At 30.0% G+C, this 24,435-nt stretch carries 16 protein-coding genes and 1 other RNA gene; 1 reads left to right on the top strand and 16 read right to left on the bottom strand.

The annotated features are described in order from the left end of the window. Window positions 1–89: 89 nt before the first annotated feature. The 15 genes from glgB to DAD81_RS06830 form a co-directional block, all read right to left on the bottom strand. Window positions 90–1,997 carry a 1,4-alpha-glucan branching protein GlgB gene (glgB, locus tag DAD81_RS06900; protein WP_111707521.1) on the bottom strand — a complete coding sequence of 636 codons (1,908 nt, stop codon included), beginning with the start codon at window positions 1,995–1,997 and terminating at the stop codon, window positions 90–92. Window positions 1,998–2,055: 58 nt separating this feature from the next. Further along, window positions 2,056–3,996 carry an alpha-1,4-glucan--maltose-1-phosphate maltosyltransferase gene (locus tag DAD81_RS06895; protein ID WP_111707520.1) on the bottom strand — a complete coding sequence of 647 codons (1,941 nt, stop codon included), beginning with the start codon at window positions 3,994–3,996 and terminating at the stop codon, window positions 2,056–2,058. A gap of 16 nt (window positions 3,997–4,012) precedes the next feature. Continuing rightward, window positions 4,013–5,278, bottom strand: a complete 1,266-nt coding sequence (locus DAD81_RS06890) for a glucose-1-phosphate adenylyltransferase (protein ID WP_111707519.1) — start codon at window positions 5,276–5,278, stop codon at window positions 4,013–4,015. 48 nt (window positions 5,279–5,326) lie between these two features. Next, window positions 5,327–6,529 carry a glycogen synthase gene (glgA, locus tag DAD81_RS06885; protein WP_111707518.1) on the bottom strand — a complete coding sequence of 401 codons (1,203 nt, stop codon included), beginning with the start codon at window positions 6,527–6,529 and terminating at the stop codon, window positions 5,327–5,329. A 400-nt stretch (window positions 6,530–6,929) separates the two neighbouring features. Next, complete coding sequence (locus DAD81_RS06880; protein ID WP_111707517.1) at window positions 6,930–9,197, bottom strand: aconitate hydratase; 2,268 nt, start codon at window positions 9,195–9,197, stop codon at window positions 6,930–6,932. 222 nt (window positions 9,198–9,419) lie between these two features. Next, the gene (locus DAD81_RS06875) at window positions 9,420–12,200 is read right to left on the bottom strand and encodes a bifunctional aconitate hydratase 2/2-methylisocitrate dehydratase (protein ID WP_111707516.1); all 2,781 of its coding nucleotides are present in this window, start codon (window positions 12,198–12,200) and stop codon (window positions 9,420–9,422) included. A gap of 236 nt (window positions 12,201–12,436) precedes the next feature. Then, an RNA gene (rnpB, locus tag DAD81_RS06870) (RNase P RNA component class A) lies at window positions 12,437–12,738 on the bottom strand. Between the two features lie 180 nt (window positions 12,739–12,918). After that, window positions 12,919–14,058 (bottom strand): molecular chaperone DnaJ, encoded by a 1,140-nt coding sequence (dnaJ, locus tag DAD81_RS06865; protein WP_111707515.1) that lies wholly within the window; start codon window positions 14,056–14,058, stop codon window positions 12,919–12,921. A 12-nt stretch (window positions 14,059–14,070) separates the two neighbouring features. After that, window positions 14,071–14,598, bottom strand: a complete 528-nt coding sequence (locus DAD81_RS06860; RefSeq protein WP_111707514.1) for a nucleotide exchange factor GrpE — start codon at window positions 14,596–14,598, stop codon at window positions 14,071–14,073. A 323-nt stretch (window positions 14,599–14,921) separates the two neighbouring features. Then, window positions 14,922–15,134: a carboxypeptidase-like regulatory domain-containing protein gene (locus DAD81_RS06855; RefSeq protein WP_111707513.1), complete on the bottom strand. Its 213-nt coding sequence runs from the start codon at window positions 15,132–15,134 to the stop codon at window positions 14,922–14,924. A gap of 245 nt (window positions 15,135–15,379) precedes the next feature. Further along, window positions 15,380–16,687: a UDP-N-acetylglucosamine 1-carboxyvinyltransferase gene (gene murA, locus DAD81_RS06850; protein WP_111707512.1), complete on the bottom strand. Its 1,308-nt coding sequence runs from the start codon at window positions 16,685–16,687 to the stop codon at window positions 15,380–15,382. A gap of 11 nt (window positions 16,688–16,698) precedes the next feature. Then, window positions 16,699–17,331 carry a DUF4290 domain-containing protein gene (locus DAD81_RS06845; RefSeq protein WP_111707511.1) on the bottom strand — a complete coding sequence of 211 codons (633 nt, stop codon included), beginning with the start codon at window positions 17,329–17,331 and terminating at the stop codon, window positions 16,699–16,701. A gap of 62 nt (window positions 17,332–17,393) precedes the next feature. Continuing rightward, window positions 17,394–19,721, bottom strand: coding sequence for an ATP-dependent helicase (locus DAD81_RS06840; RefSeq protein WP_111707510.1), 2,328 nt, complete (start codon window positions 19,719–19,721; stop codon window positions 17,394–17,396). Between the two features lie 68 nt (window positions 19,722–19,789). Continuing rightward, window positions 19,790–21,016: a hypothetical protein gene (locus tag DAD81_RS06835; RefSeq protein WP_111707509.1), complete on the bottom strand. Its 1,227-nt coding sequence runs from the start codon at window positions 21,014–21,016 to the stop codon at window positions 19,790–19,792. Window positions 21,017–21,135: 119 nt separating this feature from the next. After that, complete coding sequence (locus DAD81_RS06830; protein WP_111707508.1) at window positions 21,136–22,545, bottom strand: OmpP1/FadL family transporter; 1,410 nt, start codon at window positions 22,543–22,545, stop codon at window positions 21,136–21,138. A gap of 255 nt (window positions 22,546–22,800) precedes the next feature. On the opposite strand from DAD81_RS06830, the gene DAD81_RS06825 reads away from it, so the two are divergent. Next, a complete protein-coding gene (locus DAD81_RS06825) occupies window positions 22,801–23,313 on the top strand; it encodes a DUF7935 family protein (protein ID WP_245949189.1) in 513 nt (170 codons plus the stop codon). A gap of 51 nt (window positions 23,314–23,364) precedes the next feature. Here the strand turns inward: DAD81_RS06825 and DAD81_RS06820 are convergent, their stop codons facing one another. Next, entirely contained in the window at window positions 23,365–24,432 is a 1,068-nt protein-coding gene (locus DAD81_RS06820; protein ID WP_111707506.1) for a YncE family protein, read from the bottom strand. Between the last annotated feature and the right edge of the window lie 3 nt (window positions 24,433–24,435).

The raw sequence follows: 24,435 nt of genomic DNA, 5'->3' as shown, positions 1-24,435 counted from the left end.
TTTATAATAGATTTAAATAAAAATACGTTGTAAATTTTATAGATTATATAATATTTACAACGCATAATTCTCTTAATAACAAATAGTAACTATTTTATCTTAAAAACTGAAATACCTAATGGAGACAATTTAATATCCGCAGAATAAGCTCTACCATCCCAAGCAGACTTTTTAATGGTTATTTGTTTTGGATTTACATTTCCACTTCCTCCAAAAATTTCAGCATCCGAATTAAAAATTTCTTTAAGTTTTCCTTTTGAAGGAAGTCCTAACTTGTAGTTTTCAATCATATTTGGTGTAAAATTACAAACTACAATTACGTTTTCCGAAGCTTCTTTCCCTTTTCTAATATATGATATAACAGAGTTTTCGCTATCGTCAAAACTAATCCATTCAAAACCTTCAGAAGTAAATCCATTTTCATAAAGTGCTGGTGTACTTCTATAAAACTCATTTAAAGCTGAAAAATAATTTTTTATATTTTTATGAGGTTCAAATTCTAACAAATTCCAATCTAAACTACCTTCAAAATCCCATTCATTATATTGTCCAAATTCACTTCCCATAAACAATAATTTTGTTCCTGGGTGTGTAAACATATAACCATATAGTAGTCTTAAATTTGAAAATCTTTGCCATTCATCACCTGGCATACGACCTAAAATTGAATTTTTACCATAAACTACCTCATCATGTGATAGTGGTAACATGAAATTTTCAGAAAACGCATATGCCAAACTAAATGTTATTTCATTTTGGTGGTATTTTCTATATATTGGATCCTTTCCGAAAAAATCTAATGTATCATGCATCCACCCCATCATCCATTTCATTCCAAAGCCTAAACCTCCCATAGATGTTGGTTTTGAAACCATTGGGAAAGCAGTTGACTCTTCTGCTATTGTTTGTACATCTGGAAATGATCTGTAAACTTCTTCATTCAATTGTTTTAGAAATGAAATAGCAGCTAAATTTTCTTTTCCACCAAATTCATTTGGATCCCACTCTCCTTCTTCTCTTGAATAATCTAAAAATATCATTGAAGCAACTGCATCAACTCTAAGTCCATCAGCATGATACTGTTCTAACCAAAAAATTGCATTACTAATTAAAAATGAACGTACTTCATTTCTTTCATAGTTAAATATTAAACTTTTCCAATCTGGATGATATCCTTTTTTTCTATCTGGATGTTCATATAAATGTGATCCATCAAAATATCCTAAACCGTGATCATCACTTGGAAAATGAGAAGGAACCCAATCTAAAATAATTCCAATTCCGCTTTGATGTAATTTATCAACTAATAACTTAAATTCATCTGGATATCCGAAACGCGATGTTGGTGCAAAATACCCTGTTAATTGATATCCCCAAGAAGGATCATAAGGGAATTCCATTATTGGCATTAATTCAACATGTGTAAAGTTCATTTCTTTTACATAAGCCACTAAATCATCTGCCAATTCAACATAAGATAGAAATCTATCTTCTTCCATTTTTCGTTTCCAAGATCCTAAATGAACTTCATATACAGAATATGGAGCATCTAAAGCATTATGATCTTTTCTGGTTTTCATCCAGTTTTTATCTTTCCACTTATAATCATCACTCCATACAATAGAAGCTGTTTTTGGTGGATGTTCATTTCTGCGTGCGTAAGGATCAGCTTTTTCTGTTATTATTCCACTATTATTAGAATGTATTTTATATTTATATAAACTTCCTATTCCTACATTTGGAATAAAACCTTCCCATATACCTGAAGAATCCCAACGAACATTTAATTTGTGTTCGCCATCATTCCATTTATTAAATTCACCAACTACAGATACTTGATTTGCACTTGGAGCCCAGACAGCAAAATATGTTCCTTCTACTCCATCAACAGTTGTTATATGTGATCCAAATTTTTCATAAAGACGAAAATGTTTTCCTCCTTTAAATAAAAATATATCGAATTCAGTAAATTGACTATAAGCTATAACGTTTGTCATAAAATTATCTTTTTTGTTCAAATTATATATAAAATTTGAATAAATTAAATTAGGTTAATTATTTATTAATTGCAAAAATATGAAATGACATTGATGGATGTAATTCAATAAAATTATATTCATCAGCCCATTCATATGCAGAATGAGTAATTAAATCTGTTACTGTTAAATTATGCCCCTTCCAAATCCCCAACTCGTGAAGCGGCAATTGCAGCCATCCTTGTTGCATGTAATGATCATCTAAACTTATAACAACTAAAATTTCACTTGTTTTATCATCATTCCATTTATAAAATGCTATAATTTGATCATTATCAATATTACAAAATTTAATATTATTGGTTTGCTGTAAAGCTTCGTGTCTACTTCGTATATTATTTATAAGTGAAATTATATGAGTTACTTTATTTTCCTTATGCCAATTGTATTTACAAATTTGAAATTTTTCAGAATTTATATATTCTTCTTTTCCTAGTATTGCTCCACTTATCATTTGCTCAAACACCGGACCATATATTCCTACATTTGAACTTAAAGTTGCTGCTAAAACATACCTTTGAATATGTTTTGATTCATTTGCTCCTTGTAAATGAAAAGGATTAATATCTGGAGTATTTGGCCAAAAATTTGGTCTCATAAACTCTTTAATATCTGTTTTTGTTAATTGCTCAACATATTCAGTAAGTTCATGTTTATTATTTCTCCAAGCAAAATAAGTGTAAGATTGTGTAAAACCTTGTTTTCCTAATTGATGCATCACTTTTGGTTTTGTAAATGCTTCAGCTAAAAATATTACATCCGGATATTTATTTTTAATTTTTGAAATTATCCAATTCCAAAAATAATATGGTTTTGTATGCGGATTATCAATTCTAAAAACATTAACTCCACATTCTATCCAATAAATTAAATCACTCAAACATTGATCCCATAATTTCTCATATTCCTTTGTTTCAAAATAAACAGGTAAAATATCTTGATATTTTTTCGGTGGGTTCTCGGCATATTGAACGGTTCCATCTGGCCTCCATTTAAACCATTTTGGGTGTTCAGTAACCCATGGATGATCTGGTGCAACTTGCAAAGCATAATCCATTGCTATTTCAATACCTATTTCTTTAGCCCTCCAAATCAACGATTTAAATTCATCTAAAGTTCCTAGTTGTGGATGGATTGAGGTATGCCCTCCTTCTTTTGATCCTATTCCCCAACAAGAACCTACATCGCCTTCATATGCAGTAGTTGTATTATTTTTTCCTTTTCTATTCACTTCTCCAATAGGATGTATAGGAGGAAAATATAATGTATCAAATCCCATCTGAGAAACTCTAGAAAGTAAATTTTCACAATCTTTAAAAGTACCATGAACTCCTTCTATTTGAGACGCAGACCGAGGAAAAAACTCGTACCAAGTACTAAATCTAGCTTTCAACCTATCTACATAAACAGATAATTTTTCTGATTCGTTAGATAATTTTTTTTCAGGATATTTTAAAAATAAATTATATAAATCTTCACTTTTAACTTCTCTTACAGATTCATTATAACATTCTGTATTTTTAAATATATATTGTAATCTTAAAATGTATTCTTTTTCTGATTTATTTGCTATAACTTTTAATAATTTATTTAAATACTCTACACCTTCTAATAATTCAGAAGATACATGTTGGTGATCATCTATCTTTCTAATTGTACCATATCTCCAATTTAAAGCATAATCTACCCATCCCTCTATCTTATATTCATAAACTCCTTGTTTTTCAACAATAAAAGAGCCTGTCCAATTATCTTCTCCGGCATCATTTAATCTAGATTCTCTCCATATTTTTTCTTTCTCATGTTTATAAAGAACTGAACCTGCTATTACATCATGACCGTCTACTAATAAATCAACATTTACGGATACAATTTCACCAACTACTCTTTTAATAGAAAATTCTCCACCATTAATCTGTGGAGAAATATTTTCTATTACTACTCTTCTTTGATTCTTCATTAATTATAATTATTTTCTATTGAAGTGTAAAACTATTAGGAATTATCGCTCCTTTTTTAATAACAACAATTCCTTCTTTTATTGCATAAGAATCAGTATCTACGTTTTCTAAGTGTTTTCCTCCATTAATTCTAACATCATCACCTATGCAACAATTTTTATCTAAAATTGCATTCTTTATAAAACACCTTTTTCCTATTCCCATTGATACAATATTAGCATCTAATATTTCTTCTAATGGTTGATAATAATCACTTCCCATCATATAGGTATTTATAACCGTAGATTCTGTATCTATTTTAGAGCGAATCCCAATTACACAATGTTCAATCTTTGCTGCATTTATTATACAACCTTCAGCAATAACTGTTTTATTTAAATTTGTACCAGATACTTTTGTTGTTGGTAACATTCTAGCACGTGTATAAATACGTTTTTTTCTACTATATAAATCAAATTTTGGAAAATCATCTGCTAATCCTAAATTTGCTTCAAAAAATGAATCTATATTTCCAATATCTGTCCAATATCCTTCAAATTGATGACTTACAACTTTCACCTTTTCAATACTTTGAGGAATAATTTCTCCACCAAAATCATTAGTACTAGGGTCTTCCATTAATTCTTCAAGTAATTCTCTATTAAAAATATAAATTCCCATTGAAGCTAAATAATTTCTTCCTTCAGATTGCATTTCACCACTTACATTTGAAGTCCAATCAGGTAATAATTCTGCTGCTGGTTTTTCAATAAAAGAAGTTATTTCATTTTTATCATTGGTTTTTAAAATACCAAATTCGGTTGCATCTTTAGCGTTAACTGGAATTGTAGCAATAGATATTGCCGCTTTAGATTTTTTATGAGCCTTAAGCATATAGTTAAAATCCATTTGATATAATTGATCACCTGAAAGAATTAACATATAATCATAATCAATTCTTTTAAAATGATGCATACTTTGTCTAACAGCATCCGCTGTACCTTGAAACCATCCTTTATTACCAGGTGTTTGTTCGGCTGCTAATACGTCTACAAAAGCAGAACTAAAAAAACTAAAGTGATATGTATTCTTTATGTGCCTGTTTAAAGAAGCTGAATTAAACTGTGTTAATACAAACATTCTTTTAATGCCTGAATTTATACAATTTGAGATTGGAATATCTACTAACCTATATTTTCCTGCAATAGGTACTGCTGGTTTTGATCTTGTCTGTGTTAAAGGATGTAATCTGGACCCTTGGCCCCCTCCTAAAATAATTGCTAATACTTTACTTCCTGACATATCTTCCAATTTTTATATTTTTAAATTTGATTAACTTGTTTGTTGATTTTATATTAAAGATTGGTATAAATCTTTTACTTGTTTAGCAATTGCTACCCAATCAAAATGATCTTCTACTCTTTTTCTTCCTTTTATTCCCATTGAATCTCTTAGCTCTTTATTGTTTATTAATTTATTAACACCATTAGCTAAATCTTTTGCGAATTTATCTGGATTAATAGGTTCAAACGGAGCTTCTGTCTGCTGCTGTACAGGTACTAAAATACCAGTTTCTCCATCAACAACAACTTCTTTAATTCCTCCAACTGCACTAGCAACAACAGCTGTATTACAAGCCATTGCTTCAATATTTATTATTCCAAACGGTTCATAAATTGATGGGCAACAGAAAACATCTGCATGCGAATATAATTGAATAATACTTGGTTTATCTAGCATTTCATCAATCCAAATTACATTTTTTCTTGTTTTTTTAACTTCATCAACGCTATCTTTCATTTCTTTTAAAATCTCAGGAGTATCTGGTGCTCCTGCACACAATACAATTTGTGTTTCTGGATCTATATATTTAATAGCATTTACTAAATGAATAATTCCTTTTTGTCTTGTAATTCTACCAACAAAAAGAATAAATGGTTTGGCTCGATTAATTCCATATTTATCTAATGTATCAGACTTATCTGTTACAGTATATTCAGTAAGGTTAATTCCATTATAAATAACTTTAATTTTATTTTCATCAACATCAAAATGCTTTTTCACATCTTCTTTTGTTTCTTCTGAAACTGCAATTAAAGCATCTGCCATTTCAATTGCTGTTTTCTCTATCCAAGAAGAAGCATCATATCCTCTTCCTAATTGTTCTCTTTTCCAAGGTCTTAACGGCTCTAATGAATGTGTTGTTATTACAAGAGGAATACCATAACACAACTTTGCTACAATACCTGCAAAATGAGAGTACCAAGTATGACAATGAACTATATCTGCATCAATATTATCCGCGTTCATTTCAATACAAGTACTTAAAGTCTGCAAAACTGCTTTTAATTTACTATCTGCATTTTTTAAAGCAGGATTATCAGATGGAAAGCCTTTTACCGTTAAATTATCTTTTTTATCATCTTGATCTCCAAAACAACGCACATCAACTTTCATTAATTTTTCCAATTCCGCTGCTAAATATTCAACATGTACCCCTGCTCCTCCATAAACATATGGTGGAAATTCTTTTGTGTAAAACAGTGCTTTCATAAAACTATATTCGATTTTATTTATTCTTTATTTTCTTATATATACTATCCTTTAAATCTTATAAATTTAAATCAGAATATGTTTACTATTAAAATTAAATTTTTTATTTAATAAAGGAAAGAAAATCATTTTTATAACCGTGGTTATTGTAACTAAATTAATGGTTTTCATTTCTGTAAACAATTTCATTCAACATTTAAATTTAGAGAAAAAAGTTACAAAAAATTTGGTAATTACACCATCTATTTATGAAAAGGTTAAAATCTTATTTCTTTTACCTTGTAATTCAACAATTTACATGTTAATTTTTTTATAATAATACACTCACTCCTTAAAATGCATAAAAAAAGGAGTGTTTAAAACACTCCTTTTTAAAAAAATATTAAATTTTTAATGCTATCTATGCGTTTTCTTTTTTAATTAAGTTTAATGCAGAACCTTCATTGTACCACTCTATTTGACCTTGATTATAGGTATGGTTTGCAATAATTGTATCTTTAGAACCATCTGCGTGAACAACTTCTATAGTTAAAGGTACTCCCGCAGCAAAATTATTTAAATCTAAAAAGTTAAACGTATCATCTTCTTGTATTAAATCGTAATCTTCTTCATTGGCAAATGTTAATCCTAACATTCCCTGTTTTTTTAAGTTTGTTTCATGAATACGAGCAAAAGATTTTACTAAAACAGCCGCAACACCTAAATGTCTAGGTTCCATTGCTGCGTGCTCTCTTGAAGATCCTTCACCATAATTATGATCACCAACCACAATTGATTTTACTCCTGCAGCTTTGTATGCTCTAGCAGTATCTGGTACACCTCCAAACTCTCCTGTTAATTGATTTTTAACAAAATTTGTTTTCTTACCAAAAGCATTCACTGCTCCAATTAAACAATTATTAGAAATATTATCTAAATGACCTCTATATCTTAACCAAGGTCCAGCCATTGAAATATGATCTGTTGTACATTTTCCAAAAGCTTTTATTAATAATTTAACACCCCTTAAATCATTTCCTAACGGAGTAAAAGGCTCTAATAATTGTAATCTTTGAGAATCTTCTTTAACAGCGATTTTAACATGGCTTCCATCTTCTTCTGGAGCTAAATAACCATCGTCTTTTACTTCAAAACCTTTTGGAGGTAATTCCCATCCAGTTGGTTCATCTAACATTACTTCCTCTCCTTTCTCATTAATTAGCTTATCCGTCATCGGATTAAAATCTAAACGACCAGCAATAGCAACTGCAGCAACCATTTCTGGCGAAGCAACAAATGCATGTGTGTTTGGGTTACCATCTGCACGTTTTGCAAAGTTTCTATTAAATGAATGTATTATTGAATTTTTAGGAGCATTTGATGGATCTGAATATCGTGCCCATTGACCAATACAAGGTCCACAAGCATTTGTAAATATTTTAGCATCTAACTTTTCAAAGATTCCAATAATACCATCTCTATCCGCAGTATATCTTACTTTTTCCGAACCTGGATTAATACCTAATTCTGATTTCATTTTTAAACCTTTATCTATAGCTTGTTGTGCTATTGAAGAAGCTCTAGATAAATCTTCATAAGAAGAGTTTGTACAAGAACCTATTAATCCCCATTCTACTTTTAAAGGCCAATCATTTTTATTAGCAGCAGCGGTCATATCAGCACCAGCTTTTGTAGATAAATCTGGAGTAAAAGGCCCGTTTAATAACGGACTTAATTCTGATAAATTAATCTCAATTACTTGGTCAAAATATTGCTCTGGATTTGCATATACTTCAGCATCACCAGTTAAATAATCTTTTACTTTATTTGCAGCATCTGCAACATCGCTCCTATCTGTAGCACGTAAATAACGTTCCATCGAATCATCATATCCAAAAGTAGAAGTTGTAGCTCCTATTTCCGCTCCCATATTACAAATTGTACCTTTACCAGTACAAGACATTGAAGTTGCTCCTTCTCCAAAATATTCTACAATTGCTCCTGTTCCTCCTTTTGCAGAAACAATACCGGCTACTTTTAAAATAACATCTTTTGGTGCTGTCCAACCAGATAATTTACCAATTAACTTAACACCTATTAATTTAGGAAATTTTAATTCCCAAGCCATACCTGCCATAACATCTACTGCATCTGCTCCTCCAACACCAATAGCAACCATACCTAAACCACCAGCATTAACTGTGTGAGAATCTGTACCAATCATCATTCCTCCTGGAAATGCATAATTTTCTAAAACTACTTGGTGAATAATTCCTGCTCCTGGTTTCCAAAAACCTAATCCGTATTTATTAGAAACAGATTCTAAAAAGTTAAAAACTTCATTACTTGTATTAAGAGCAGTTTGTAAATCTGTACTAGCTCCATTTTTAGCTTGAATTAAATGATCACAATGTGTTGTAGTAGGAACTGCAACTTTACTCTTTCCGGCTTGCATAAACTGCAATAATGCCATTTGTGCAGTTGCATCTTGTAATGCAATTCTATCGGGTGCAAAATCTACATAATCTTTACCTCTTACAAATGCCCTTTTAGACGTTCCATCCCACAAATGTGAATACAATATTTTTTCTGCTAAAGTTAAAGGTTTCCCTGTAAGTTCACGAGCAGCATCAACACGCTGTACAACGTTTGAATACACTTTTTTAATCATTTCAATATCAAAAGCCATAAGATTTCTATTTTTTTTGTTATTCTATTTTAGTAACACAATATACAAAATATTTTATTTCTTTTTAGTAGATTTTTGACTTGTAGAAGATTTAATACTGATAGTTAAATAGAAAAAATTGATTATAAAAGTTAAATAATCATGACAAAAAAACTAAATAGAAAAACAAAAAAAGCCTGAGTCTTAGACTCAGGCTTTTGAATTAAAATTTACTATACTCCTTTATGCTCTTACTAACATCTTATGAGGAGGCGTAAACTGAGTAAGATTAATACCTTTTACTGCAGCTTTGTATTCTGCCAAATTAGGAGTTCTACCTAAAATTGTAGACAATACAACCACTGGTGTTGATGAAAGTAAAGATTCTCCTTTTTTCTCACTAGAATCTTTAACAACTCTTCCTTGGAATAAACGAGTTGAAGTAGCCATTACCGTATCTCCTGGTTCTGCTTTTTCTTGGTTACCCATACAAAGATTACAACCTGGACGCTCTAAATATAACATATTTTCATATCCTGTGCGCGCTACTGCTTTTGGAGCACTATCATCAAATTCGAAACCTGAATATTTTACTAGAACTTCCCAATCACCTTCTGCTTTTAATTCATCAACAATATTATAAGTTGGTGGCGCAACTACAAGAGGAGCTTTAAATTCTACCTTACCATATTGCTCTTCTACATTTTTAAGCATTTGAGCCAATATTTTCATATCTCCTTTATGTACCATACAAGATCCTACAAAACCAAGATCTACTTGTTTTGTACCTCCATAATATGACAATTGTCTAATGATATCATGTGTATATCTCTTAGAAACATCTGCATTATTTACATCTGGATCTGCAATCATTGGTTCTTCAATTAAATCTAAATCAATTTCAACTTCAGCAAAATACTTGGCATTTGCGTCTGGAGTTAAAGCCGGTTTTTCACCTGATTTAATTTCATTAATTCTATTATTAGCTATATTAATTAATCCTTGAAGAACATTTAAGTGATTGTCCATTCCTTTATCAATCATTATCTGAATTCTACCTTTTGCAATCTCTAAAGATTCAATTAAAGTAGCATCTTCAGAAATACAGATAGAAGCTTTTGCTTTCATCTCTGCAGTCCAATCTGTAAATGTAAATGCTTGATCTGCTGTTAAGGTTCCAATATGCACCTCAATGATTCTTCCTTGAAAAACATTATCTCCACCAAATTGAGTAAGCATTTGTTGCTGCGTTGCATGCACAACATCACGGAAATCCATGTAACTTGCCATATTCCCTTTAAATGTAACTTTTACTGACTCAGGAATTGGCATTGACGCTTCACCTGTAGCAAGTGCTAAAGCAACAGTACCAGAATCTGCACCAAAAGCAACACCTTTAGACATTCTTGTATGAGAATCTCCCCCAATAATTATTGCCCAATCATCAATAGTAATATCATTTAAAACTTTATGAATTACATCCGTCATTGGTTTGTATTTGTTTTCAGGATCTCTTGCCGTAATTAAGCCGAAATCATTCATAAATTTCATTAATCTAGGAATGTTTGCTTTCGATTTATTATCCCAAACAGAAGCTGTATGACAACCTGATTGGTAAGCACCATCAACAATTGGCGAAATAATAGTAGCGGCCATCATTTCTAATTCTTGAGAAGTCATTAAACCTGTAGTATCTTGAGAACCTACAATATTTACTTCTACACGAACATCAGAACCAGCATGTAATATTTTACCTGGAGTTGTACCAACGGCATTTTTATTAAATATTTTTTCTACTGCAGTTAAACCCTGTCCTTCAATAGAAATTTCTTTTGATGTTGCATAAACTGGCACTACATCAATACCTAAAACTTTTGAAGCAAATGTTTGTAATTTTTTACCAAATACAACTGAATATGACCCTTTAGCTTTTATAAATTCAGCTTTTTGAGGTGTTAATGAAGCAGAAATATCCATTAACTCTAAATCTCCTTTATATAATTTTTTCTTTTTTGTATTTACAGTAAGTACTGTTCCAGTTGCTACAGAATATGCCTCTTCAAGAACAGGTTCTCCTGCTTCATCTCTAACTGTATTTCCTTCAGCATCTTTCTTTTTTACCCAGTTTTTTAAATCAATACCAATACCACCTGTTACACCAACGGTTGTTAAGAAAATTGGAGAAATTCCATTTGTTCCTGCAATAATCGGAGCTATATTAATAAATGGAACATAAGGGCTTGATTTTATACCAGTCCATAATGCTACATTATTTACTCCAGACATTCTAGAAGAACCAACTCCCATTGTACCTTTATCTGCAATTAGCATCACTCGCTTATCTGGGTGTTGTTTTTGTAAGGCTATTAATTCATTTTGTTGCTCTTTATTATGTTCAAATAAACACTGACCATGTAACTCTCTATCTGACCTAGAGTGAGCATCACCCCCAGGAGAAAGTAAATCTGTAGATATATCTCCTATCCCTGCAACAAAAGTTACTATTTCAATCTCTTCATCAATCTCTGGAAGTTTCGTAAAAAACTCTGCCTTCGCATAACTCTCTATAATATCTTTAGCGATTTGGTTACCACTTTTAAATGCTTTCTCTAAACGAGCTGTATCTGCCTCATAAAGAAAAACTTGTGTTTTTAAAACATCAGCCGCTGCTTTTGCATTTTGCGCATCATCTCCTAAAGCTAAATCTAATAGCACTTCTACGGAAGGTCCCCCCTTCATATGAGATAATTGTTCAAAAGCAAAAGAAGGCGTAATTTCTTTAACTATTGATTGGCCTAAAATAATCTCCTTTAAAAACTTAGCTTTTACAACTGCAGCACTTGTAGTTCCGGGTAAAACATTATAGATAAAAAAGTTAAGAGAATCGTCTCTATTTACATTATTTAAATCTTTAATTTGCTCAATGATTTCGCTTAACAATTCAGCACCATCAATAGGCTGTGGATGAAGTCCTTGACCTTTTCTTTCTTTGATCTGCTTGATGTAGTCTTTATAAGTGTTCATAATATTTCTGGAAATTTAGAATCTCAACTTTTAATCTTTTGAATGTTAAAAGCTAAATCTATAATAATTTTAGTTAATTTTTTTAACGAAGCGAAGGTACAAAAAATGATGTTTTCAAAAATAAATATTCAATTAAACAGTCAATTTTTAAAGATATAAATAATATTATGATTAAATATTTTTAATAGTTTAAAAACACCTTACGAAAACGTTATAATTATTAAGGATATGATAATAAAATAAGTAGGCCTATAAGCCGGATTCTGTACTTTAAAAAGTTCTTATCATTTATCTAGACCATAAATTACTTTATGGTTCGAGCTGCCTACCCCTTGAAATAAAGCGAGTAACTTTAAAATTTCAATATACATGACATTTCACCACATAGAGTTTACCTGGTTTCACTACAGCCGAACTGTACTTGCTTTCTGTTGCACTTGTCCTCAACTCACGCTGGACGGATGTTATCCGCTATGTCACTCTTTGGTGTCCGGACTTTCCTCTTTATATAAAATAAAGCGATAAGACAGCCTACTTATTTTTGCAAAAGTAATCTAATTATTGATACAAAAAAACCCACTCAAAACTTGAGTGGGAAAATTGCTATGAAAAAGAAAAAGTGTTATTAGATATTTCACTAACAACACTTCAAATATATATTATATTTTTTAAAAACAAAATATTTAATTGCTAATTTTATAATAAAACAGCCTTTTTTTTAAGAAAACATATCTTTTACTTTCTCAAAAAATGATTTATCAAATTTAGAAGGGTTTGGTGCAAAGTTACTGTCAGACTTCATATTTTCAAAAAATTTCTTCTGCTCTTTAGATAAACTTTGAGGTGTCCAAACATTTACATGCACCAATAAGTCTCCATTTCCATAATGATCTATACTTGGTAATCCTTTACCTCTTAATCTTAGTATTTTTCCAGATTGTGTTCCTGGTTCAATTTTAATTTTAACTTTTCCAGAAACAGTGTCTATATTTTTATCAATTCCTAAAACAGCCTCAGAAAAATTCACATACAAATCAAAATGTAGATTAGTACCTTCTCTTTTTAAAGTTTCGTGATTTACTTCTTCTATTACAACTATTAAATCTCCATCAATTGAATTATTTCCTGGTGCAGAATTACCTTTACCATTCACCTTTAACTGAACTCCATCAGTAACTCCTGGTGGTATTTTAATAGAAACTGTTTCTTCTTTTTGAACAAGTCCTTGAGCATCTGCATTCTTAGGTTTTTTATCTAAAATTTCACCAGCCCCCTGACATGTAGGACATGTTGAAGCCGATTGCATACGCCCTAGAATTGTATTTGTTACACGCATAACTTGACCATTCCCATTACAGGTTGTACAAGTTTTATACGTAGCACCTTCTGCACTAACTTTTCTTTTAACTTTAACTTTTTTCTCTACACCATTTGCAATTTCCTCTAAAGTTAATTTAACTCTAATACGTAAATTACTTCCTTTAACCATGGCTCTTCCTCTTGAGCCACCGCCAAAGCCTCCAAATCCGCCGCCACCGCCGCCAAAAGCACCGCCAAATATATCACCAAACTGGCTAAATATGTCATCCATATTCATTCCGCCACCACCAAAACCACCGGCACCACCGCCTCCATTTTCAAATGCAGCATGTCCATATTGATCGTATCTAGCTTTTTTATTTTCGTCGCTTAAAACTTCATATGCTTCAGCTGCTTTTTTGAAATGTTCTTCTGCAGACTTGTCATCAGGATTTTTATCTGGATGGTATTTTATAGCCATCTTTCTGTATCCCTTTTTTATTTCAGCTTGTGTAGCATTTTTTGAAACGCCCAATAATTCGTAATAATCTTGCTTCATCTATTTTAAATCTTATTGTCCAACAACAACTTTTGGATATCTAATTATTTTATCCCCTAGTTTATACCCTCTTTCAACTACATCAATTATTTTTCCTTTCAAATCATCGGTAGGTGCAGGAATTTGGGTAATTGCTTCATGAAGTTCAACATCGAAAACTGATCCGTTTTCAACTTCAATAGGATTTAGTCCTTTCTGAGTTAATGAATTATAAAGTTTATTTTTAATAAGCTCCATTCCTTTTAACATTTCAGTATCTCCTTCTTTTTTCATTTCATTTAAACCTCTGTCAAAATCATCTAAAATAGGAAGCAAAACTGTCATTAAATCTTCATTGGCAGTTTTAAATAATTCAATACGTTCTCTAGCAGTTCGTTTTTTATAATTTTCAAACTCTGCAAACAATCTTAAAAACTTATCTTTTTCTTGACTAACATCAAGTTTTAGTTGCTCTTCTACGCTAATTTCTTGCGTTTCCGATTGATTTACGTCTTTATCTTTTATTTCCTGTTCTTCTTTGGAATCCTTCTTTTTACTCATAATTTTATTTAAAAAATTTCTCACTTAATAAGTTAGCAAAAGTATTGCCATTTTTTTAATTATGCCAATATGACATCAAAAAATCAACTACTTATATTTTATATACACATATTTAAAATTATTTATAAAGAAATAACGCCTAAAATGAGGAGTTTTAAGGTATTTCTTAGATTTAAATTTATTCACAAAAAGTATTTTATAAATTTTAATAAAAATATTATTTTCATTAATCACTATCCCACATTAAAAATCTGGTAAAATAGGATTTAAATCTTTATTTATATTAATTGATTTTATATTTTCTAGGTTTGAGGATGGAGTATTTACCTGAACATATAAGTATCTGTAAGATTTATATTTTCAATTCTAAATTGCCCTTTACTATTGGTTATAGTTCCTCTTTTTGTATTTAAAACAGTTATATTAACACCATCTAACTTAGTAGTGTCCGATGTAATTGTTCCATTAACTTCAAATTGAGCATATAATACATTATTAATAAATATCAATAAGATTATAAAATAAATTGATTTCATACTTAAAAATAGTAAAGCTATATAATTAATAATCCTAGATTAAATAATTTGTTAATATATTTAGCAAGCACTAAAAAGATTAAAATTAATTGAATTAATCTAACCAATGGATAGAAATTATCATAAGCTATTTTATTAATTAAATGTAATAAATTTAAGTTTAGTCTAATTCCTTTTAATTATAAAATTCAAAAAAAAAGGATAACCAAATTGGCTATCCTTTTTAAATTTTATTGTTAATATTTTTATTCTACCCTAGTTATTTTTGCTCCTATGGCTTGCAATCTTATTTCAATATCTTGATATCCTCTATCAATTTGTTCAATATTATGAATAGTACTTGTGCCTTTTGCTGAAAGTGCTGCAATTAATAAAGATATACCCGCTCTAATATCGGGTGAAGTCATAACAGTTCCTTTTAAACTAGATTCATGATTCATACCAATAACGGTTGCTCTATGTGGATCACACAAAATTACTTTTGCACCCATATCAATTAATTTATCAACAAAGAACAATCTGCTTTCAAACATTTTTTGATGAATTAATACGCTTCCCTTTGCTTGCGTTGCAACAACCAAAATAATACTTAATAAATCTGGTGTAAACCCAGGCCAAGGCGCATCTGAAATTGTTAAAATAGATCCGTCAATAAAGTTTTGAATTTCATAACTCTCTTGTTCTGGAATAAAAATATCGTCTCCTCTTCTTTCTAAATTAATTCCAATTTTTTGAAAAACACGCGGAATTAATCCTAAATCATTCCAACTTACATTTTTAATTGTAATTGAAGATTTTGTCATAGCAGCCATACCAATCCAACTACCAATTTCAATCATATCTGGTAAAATTCTATGGCTACAACCAACCAATTCTTTTACACCTTCTATAATTAATAAATTGGAGCCAACACCTCTTATTTTAGCTCCCATACTATTCAACATTTTACATAACTGCTGAAGATATGGTTCACAAGCGGCATTATAAATTGTAGTAATTCCTTTTGCTTTAACAGCAGCCATTACTATGTTTGCTGTACCAGTAACTGAGGCTTCATCTAATAACATATTAGTTCCGGTTAAAGAACTCGCCTCTACACCGTAAAACTTTTCATCTTTATTATATCTAAATGTAGCACCTAATTTAATAAAACCTTCAAAATGAGTATCTAATCTTCTACGTCCTATTTTATCACCTCCTGGTCTTGGTATATATCCTTTTCCAAAACGGGCTAATAAAGGTCCCACAATCATAATAGAACCTCTTAATGAGCTTCCATCTTGTTTAAATTTTTCTGATTCTAAATAACTTAAATCTAAATCATCTGCTTGAAAAATATAAGTATCTCTTTTTACCTTTTCAATCTTTACTCCTAATTCTCCAAGAATAAAAATTAATTTATTTACATCTCGAATATCAGGAATATTACTAATTGTAACTTTTTCAGATGTTAATAAAACTGCACAAATTACTTGCAAAGCTTCATTTTTAGCACCTTGAGGAGTAATATCTCCACTTAATTTTTGACCTCCTTCAATAATAAATGTTGCCATGATACTGCTAATTATTTTTTCTTATAATTTTTTTTGCGCTGATCTTGTTGTCTATTTTTATTAGTAGGCTTTCTTTTTTTAAGTAATTCTCTTGATTCTGACAATGTTTCAGAACTATCTGTTAAATCAATTTTTTGATCAGATAAATCCAACAAGTGTTTAAAAATAACTGCATCATCAACTGTATCTTTATTCCAGTTTAAATAACATTTTTTCATATGATTTGCAATTGTATAATACAATGCTTCTCTTGCTTCACCTTCTTCCCAAGTTAAAGCAACATCAATCATAATTTGAATATTATTCCCATAAAATCTATATCTTGAAGCAGATTTAGGGTAAGGTAATGGTTCTGGTTTTGCTTGAAGTTCTTCTTTTAACGGTTTTTGATAAGGAGAATCAACTTCTAGTTTAAAATCGGATATAATAAAAATTTGATCCCATAATTTATGCTTAAAATCTGGTACATCACGTAAATGTGGTTGTAAATTCCCCATTACATCTACAATAGCTTTGGCCATTTTATTTCTTTCATCAATATCTTCAAGAGCTATACAATGATCTACTAACTTTTGAATGTGTCTTCCGTATTCTGGTATAATTAAATGAGGGCGCTCCCCGTTGTATTCTAAATCAAATTCCATGTATCTTTCTACTTTTTAATTATTGCAAATTACAATATAAAAATTGGTTTTACAATCATATTTTATCTTATAATTGTAAGCTTTGCAAATTGTAATAATAACTTTTTTACTCCTACTGTACCAAATCTAATTTCTGCTTTTTGATTTGCTCCAGACCCTTCCAAACTTAACACTTCTCCATTGCCAAACTTTGTATGATTTACAATATTTCCTACCGCAATCTTACTATCAAATAAATTTGGAGATGGTGTATTTTTATTAACAACTTTTTTTAAGTTTTTTGGTGGACTAAATTCTACCCTAGGTGGAGCCGTCTTTTTTACAGGCTTTTTCTGAATCGGTTTTTTAAATCTTATTTTATTTTGAGGAACACTACTAAAAATATCTTCATTTATGAATTTAGTTTGCGAATGCGCTTCTCTCTTTGGTGTTAGATAATCAAGAAATTTATCATCAATTTCTTGTAAAAATCTACTTGGCTCACAATCTACCAATTTCCCCCAACGATATCTATTTTGAGAGTAGCATAAAAAGGCTTGTTTTTCTGCACGAGTTAAAGCCACGTAAAACAATCTTCTTTCTTCCTCTAACTCACTGCGTGTATTCATACTCATTGCTGAAGGAAATAAATTTTCTTCTAACCCAACAATGTATACATATGGAAACTCCAATCCTTTTGCCAAGTGAATTGTCATTAAAGAAACTTTTGGAGTATTATCATTTTTATTTTTATCTAAATCTGAAGCCAAAGCAGCATCTTCTAAGAAAAAAGCCAATGAATTATCTTCTTTCTTTTCCATTTGTTCATCTGTAAACCCTTTTATGGCATTCAATAATTCTTGAATATTTTCAACCTTACTCACGCCTTCTGGTGTACCATCTTTTTCCAAATCTTTAACCAATCTGGTTTGTTTAATTACAAAATCAGCAACTTCAAAGGCGTTTTTTGTTTGAGCTTCAATTTGAAAATGCTTAATCATTGTTACAAAGTTGTTTAACTTTGTTTTTATTCCAGAATTTAAATTAATATCTGTTTGATTTAAATTACATAATAACTCAAATATGGATTTTTTATAATGATTTGCTGCAACTGATAATTTATCTATTGTAGTTGATCCAATTCCTCTTGCTGGATAGTTAATTACCCTTTTTAATGCTTCTTCATCATTTGGATTTATTAACAATCTTAAATATGATAAAGTATCTTTTATCTCTTTTCTTTGATAAAAAGAAAGACCTCCAAAAATTACATAATCTATATTTTTTTCTCTTAAAGCATCTTCAATTGCTCTAGATTGTGCATTTGTTCTGTATAAAACTGCAAATTCAGAATTTTGAAGCTGATGATTCATTTTATAATCAAAAATTGAATTTGCAACAAATTTACCTTCTTTAACTTCAGTAATAGTTCTCATTACCTTTATAGGCTCCCCATCATCATTTGCTGTCCAAACTTGCTTATCTAATTTCGTTTTATTCTTAGCAATTACACTATTTGCAGCTTCAACAATTGTATTTGAAGATCTATAATTTTGTTCTAGCTTAAATATTTTAACATCTGTATAATTTTTCTGAAAATTTAAAATGTTCTGAATATTTGCTCCCCTAAATGCATAAATACTTTGAGAGTCATCACCAACAACACAAATATTTTGAAATCTATCTGCCAAAGCACGAACAATTAAATATTGTGAATGATTTGTATCTTGATACTCATCTACTAATATATACTTAAATCGGTTCTGATATTTATACAACACCTCAGGAAACCGTGTTAATAATTCATTGGTTCTTAACAATAAATCATCAAAATCCATAGCTCCTGCCTTAAAGCATCGTTCTACATAATGATGGTATATTTCCCCCATTTTAGGGCGTTGTGTCATTTTATCAGCCTCAACAAGTTCAGGGTTTTGATAATAAGCTTTAACCGTTATTAAACTGTTTTTAAATGATGAAATTCTACTAAGTATTTGTTTTGACTTGTATAAATCTTTATCTAAATGCAGCTCTTTAACTATGGATGAAATTAATCTTACAGAGTCTTGGGTATCATAAATTGTAAAATTTGAAGGAAAGCCCAAATGGTGCCCTTCTGATCTTAAAATTCTAGCAAAAACAGAGTGAAATGTTCCCATCCATAAGTTTTTGGCTTCTGATTTTCCAACTACACCTCCAATACGCTCTTTCATTTCGCGAGCAGCTTTATTGGTAAATGTTAAAGCTAAAATATTAAACGCATCAACACCTTTATTCATAAGGTGCGCAATTCGGAACGTTAAAACACGTGTTTTACCAGATCCGGCGCCAGCTATAATAATCATTGGACCGTCTTTATGAATAACGGCCGCTTTTTGAGATTCGTTAAGGTTTTCTAAGTAATCTATCACAGGAATTCTTTAAGATTCAAAAATACTATTCCAAATTAAGTTGAGCAATAAAAGTTATTGACAAATAATTATTTTTCATTATAATCTATTTTTTTCATTTCACCAATTAAAATTAAAAGCAATCCGAAAACTATACAACAACTAAACAGCAGCATTATTATATGAAATGATGTTATTGGGTTAATTCCTACTAAAATAAACCCTCCTTGAGTAAATAATACTATTTCTGTAAAAAAAACTCCAGTTAAAAATAAATATATTCCAATAGTTGAAATTGATGATTTAAACTTAAATATTTTAATATTTATGAGTATAAAAATTAATAAAACACTCATAAAAGCTAAGGTAAAAAGATGTAAATAACCTATTATAAGGTATGGTTTTAAAGCCAACGATTTCTTTACAAAATACGGAAATGAAGATAACAATTGAGCTATTATTTTTAAACTAAATGCTGTAACGGCAAAAATTAAAAGTCTTTTTAATAAACCATTCCAAGCTATTTTTTTTAAAACATTTTTAATAATTATTAATAAATACAATAACGCAACCACTTGCAATACAGATGATAAAAACCCTGCAACATTAAATATAATTAATTTTGTACTCCACAAAACAGATAAGATATATGTAGGAATAACAGCAATATTTAAAAAAGTAAAAAAGTTCTTTTGATGTTTTAAATGAATTACAACACCTTTTTTTTCTATAATTTTAAAAAGAATTCCAAATAAACTGAATACAAAAAAACCATTATATAAAAAATGTAAATAAAAATAAACTGAATTGTAATACAAATTAGTTTTTCCTTGTGTTACAATTACATAAGCTAAAAACCAAGTTGCCAAACTTGAAATTAAATAGTAATAAATACCAAATTTCACAAATTTTGTTGAAACATCTTTTCCCTTAATATCTTTCAATAAATAAAAGGATAACACATATGTAGTAACTCCAAATACAGAGAGTAATATTATAGAAAATGCCTTATAACCACTAAGTAAAAAGCTAAATAGCATTAATAAAATTGTTGTAACACAAATTATTATTGTGTATAAATAAACTTTTTTATTAACTTTTTCTTTTGGTATAAAAAATTTAAATATCACACCAATTGTTGTTAAATAACCCCAACCTAAAAATGCCACATGAGAATGACCTTGTAATAAATTTTTGTATGAAATTAATTGTGAAGGAAATGCAAAATTCCAACGTAAAATCAATCCATAGATTGCTGAAAATATGAATAACAAAAATGAAAATAAAAAAAGTTCTTTTGAATATTTTTGAAGCATTTAGTTGTTTTTATCATTACAAATAAACAAGAATTATTTATAATATTAATAAAGTTTATCGCAAAAAAAGAACGACTTCCTTTGAAGTCGTTCTTAAAAAATTGAAAAAATTGTTTTATTTATTCTTTAAAGGTATATGAAAAACCTAACATTATCATACTTGTTGACATTTCATAACCAACTTCACTATTTGGCACAACTCCAAGAGGATTACTTGTTGCATCCCAAGGTCCATCAGGCATACCATCTCCATTAAAATCTACTGCTGGGGTTGGATTTAACAAGCTACCTGAAGTTTTTCCATCACTTTTACCATAATGAAAAACACCATTAAGAGTAAAGTTTTCATTTATTTCATATCCAAACCCTAATTGAAATGCATTTGCAATAACTGCTGTTGCTGGTGTTGAGAAAAACGCTAATTCCTCATCTATTGGATTACTACTATATGTATACCCAACTCTTAAAGGCATTTTTTCTATTCCTTTATATTGTAAACCAACCGAAAGGATATTTATATTTTTCCAACCAAAACCATTAACAGCTCCTGTTGGGAAGCCCGCCATCTGTCCGCTTTCAGCAATTTCCCACCCTTTTTCTGCAAATCCATCAGTATTTTCATAATCCACCATTCTATAATCCAATGCAATATCAATTGTTTCATTAGAGTAACCCGTACCAAAAGATAATATTGCAGGATAATCCATATTAAAAGAAACATCTGGTGCGGCCGAGCCATCTAAATAAGTATTTTTAAATTCTAAATCACCAAACGATTGTGTTGTTTTATATGAAGCTCCTAATTTAAACCCTCCATCTGATTCATAATAAACACCTATTTGTGCTCCAATTCCAATTGCTGACGCTTTATCACTTTCTGGATATCCTAAAGTTTGACTAGGTGAAGCAATTGGGTTTGGCGCCAATTCTAATGCTCCGTAATTAATAGTTGGTTGTATACCTACAGAAAAATTATCTGAAATTTCATACGCCCAAGTAAATCCAACTTGAAGTAACATATAATCCGACTCTAAATGCCCAAAACCTCCTGCCATTTGAGGAAAGTTGATTGGATTAACTGGTGCTGATTGATCAAAATTTGGATTAACGTTTCCCATTCTATCTTGTGGGTAATTATTATTTTGAGGAAATGTTACACCAAAACCACTTATTCCAAATGCAGATACCCCAAAAGTATGCTTACTCTCTTCATTGCCCCAAACCATTGCTAGTGCAGGCATTGGAGAAACACCTCTATCATCTTCTGTAACCCCGGTTAATGGTCCATAAGATGAACTCAATTCTGGAGACGAAAAGAATAATCCTAAATCAAAATTCAATATCTTGTTGTCAAAAGTAGATATTGCTGCAGGATTCCATTGTAAAGCTCCACTTATATCTATTGGTTGAGCCGTTGAAGCACCACCCATTGACATGTTAACAGAACCAACACCTTGCATTATATGACCGGCTTGAGCAAAAGTTATTGCCGAGAATAACATAAAAGCTAATTTTAAGATATTTTTCATAATTTATATATTTGGTTAAAAATTTTGGTTTTATGATTAAAATAAAGGAATAAGAAATTAATTTTACCCCTTCTTCTCAAAGCTATAAACATTAAAAGTCTTTATTACTGATAATTATCATAAAACAAAAATGCAAATGTAACAACGGTTACATATTAAAAAATAATTTTAATCATTAAATATTTACTATTATTTGAAATATGTATTCTATTTTTGCAGATAAAATTTTTATACAAAAGATAAAATATGGAGTTAATGAAAATTATTGAACTTTTTAGTTATACAATTCCAGCTATAATTACAGGAATTGTAGCTTACCTTTTTTTCTTAAATCATACTAAAAGTGAAGAACGTAAAATGCAACTTTCACTTTTAAAAGATAATCAGCAACAAGCATTGCCTATAAAACTTCAAGCTTACGAAAGAATGTCTTTATTTTTAGAACGCATGAGTCCTAATAATTTAATTATTAGAGTTACTTCAATAAACAATGACAAACAAGCATACGCCTTAAGTTTAATTAATACTATTGAACAAGAGTTTGAACATAATTTATCACAGCAAATTTATATTTCTAAAAAATGCTGGAGTGTAATAATTACTTCAAAAAATACAACTATCAGTATTATTAAAAATTTAGCTGAACTAGATTCTATTTCAAATGCTGAAGAATTACGTGAAGCTATTCTAAAAAAAATAATGAAAACTCCCCCTCCATCTTTAACAGCATTGGCTTTTATTAATAATGAAGTGAAAGATTTTATATAAAAAAAAAGCCGCCCATAGGCGACCTTTTTCATAAATATTTAAATAATTTCACTAATTAAAGTAAATTTTTGAGGCATTAATCGGCCCTTTTACTGTTTGAGTGTTTGATTTTGTAGCCATATCAAATACTTTTATATCAGATTCACTTGCGTAATCTTTAGCATCTAAAACAAATAATTCTCCATTATTTACAGCCATTCCATAAAAAGTAGTAACACTAGAATCTAAAAATTCACTTGTAGGTAAATTGGTAGCAGATTGAGAAACTTCATACACTTTATTACCAATATTGTAATATAAGTTTGAAGAACTACTTGCTAATGCGCTTGGGTGTACACCAGCCTCAAATTCTAATTCAGAAGAAATAGCATTTGTTGAAGTGTTTATTTTTACAATTGAAGCAGGTGTTTCATTTCCTGTCCAAGCTGCTTTCCCTTCACATAAAACAACTAAATTTCCTGAATTATCAATTAATAAATCATCTGGTAAATCATTTACAGTAATTTCAGTAGTTGCTTCTGTTGCAATGTTTATAACAGTTACAATATTATTTGTTCCATTTCCTCCTTTATGAGAAACAAATAACTTTCCATTAGTTGCAATAATTCTTTCAACACCAATTGAAACAGAAATTGTATTAGTAACTTCTAAAGTGTTTAAATCTACAACAGCAATGTAATCATCATCCACATCGGCTCCATATTCACCTTCAGCCCAGTTTGTAACATATCCTTTATCACCAACTATAGTCATATATCTAGGTTTTTTTAAACCTGTAGTAATAGCTCCAACTTTTTCAAAAGTATATCTATCAACTACTGCAATTGTATTTGCGTTATCTACAACAATAAACGCTCTAGAATCATCAAAAGCTATTGATTGAACAAAGATTCCTAAATCTTCATTATTTACTTTTTTATAAATAAGACTTTCTGTAGTAGCGTAGTCATTTGATACATAGTATGTAGAACCAGAAATCCCACTAAAAGTACCTTCACCACTTATAATTAAGCCATTTTCATAATCACCTTTTGGTAATTGAGGTTCATCGTCATCATCACATGATACAAATATTGTGCTTAGTATAAATAAGCTAAGTAAAAATTTACTGATTTTCATAAT

Origin of the sequence: Lutibacter citreus, assembly GCF_003260195.1 — a bacterium.
GTDB lineage: Bacteria > Bacteroidota > Bacteroidia > Flavobacteriales > Flavobacteriaceae > Lutibacter > Lutibacter citreus.
This window is presented reverse-complemented; position numbering and strand designations above follow the sequence as displayed.

Bases quoted from the DNA above. Each gene is read 5' to 3' on its own strand.
- glgB (WP_111707521.1), bottom strand. From the start codon at position 1,997: ATGACAAACGTTATAGCTTATAGTCAATTTACTGAATTCGATATATTT.
- DAD81_RS06895 (WP_111707520.1), bottom strand. From the start codon at position 3,996: ATGAAGAATCAAAGAAGAGTAGTAATAGAAAATATTTCTCCACAGATT.
- DAD81_RS06890 (WP_111707519.1), bottom strand. From the start codon at position 5,278: ATGTCAGGAAGTAAAGTATTAGCAATTATTTTAGGAGGGGGCCAAGGG.
- glgA (WP_111707518.1), bottom strand. From the start codon at position 6,529: ATGAAAGCACTGTTTTACACAAAAGAATTTCCACCATATGTTTATGGA.
- DAD81_RS06880 (WP_111707517.1), bottom strand. From the start codon at position 9,197: ATGGCTTTTGATATTGAAATGATTAAAAAAGTGTATTCAAACGTTGTA.
- DAD81_RS06875 (WP_111707516.1), bottom strand. From the start codon at position 12,200: ATGAACACTTATAAAGACTACATCAAGCAGATCAAAGAAAGAAAAGGT.
- dnaJ (WP_111707515.1), bottom strand. From the start codon at position 14,058: ATGAAGCAAGATTATTACGAATTATTGGGCGTTTCAAAAAATGCTACA.
- DAD81_RS06860 (WP_111707514.1), bottom strand. From the start codon at position 14,598: ATGAGTAAAAAGAAGGATTCCAAAGAAGAACAGGAAATAAAAGATAAA.
- DAD81_RS06855 (WP_111707513.1), bottom strand. From the start codon at position 15,134: ATGAAATCAATTTATTTTATAATCTTATTGATATTTATTAATAATGTA.
- murA (WP_111707512.1), bottom strand. From the start codon at position 16,687: ATGGCAACATTTATTATTGAAGGAGGTCAAAAATTAAGTGGAGATATT.
- DAD81_RS06845 (WP_111707511.1), bottom strand. From the start codon at position 17,331: ATGGAATTTGATTTAGAATACAACGGGGAGCGCCCTCATTTAATTATA.
- DAD81_RS06835 (WP_111707509.1), bottom strand. From the start codon at position 21,016: ATGCTTCAAAAATATTCAAAAGAACTTTTTTTATTTTCATTTTTGTTA.
- DAD81_RS06830 (WP_111707508.1), bottom strand. From the start codon at position 22,545: ATGAAAAATATCTTAAAATTAGCTTTTATGTTATTCTCGGCAATAACT.
- DAD81_RS06825 (WP_245949189.1), top strand. From the start codon at position 22,801: ATGAAAATTATTGAACTTTTTAGTTATACAATTCCAGCTATAATTACA.
- DAD81_RS06820 (WP_111707506.1), bottom strand. From the start codon at position 24,432: ATGAAAATCAGTAAATTTTTACTTAGCTTATTTATACTAAGCACAATA.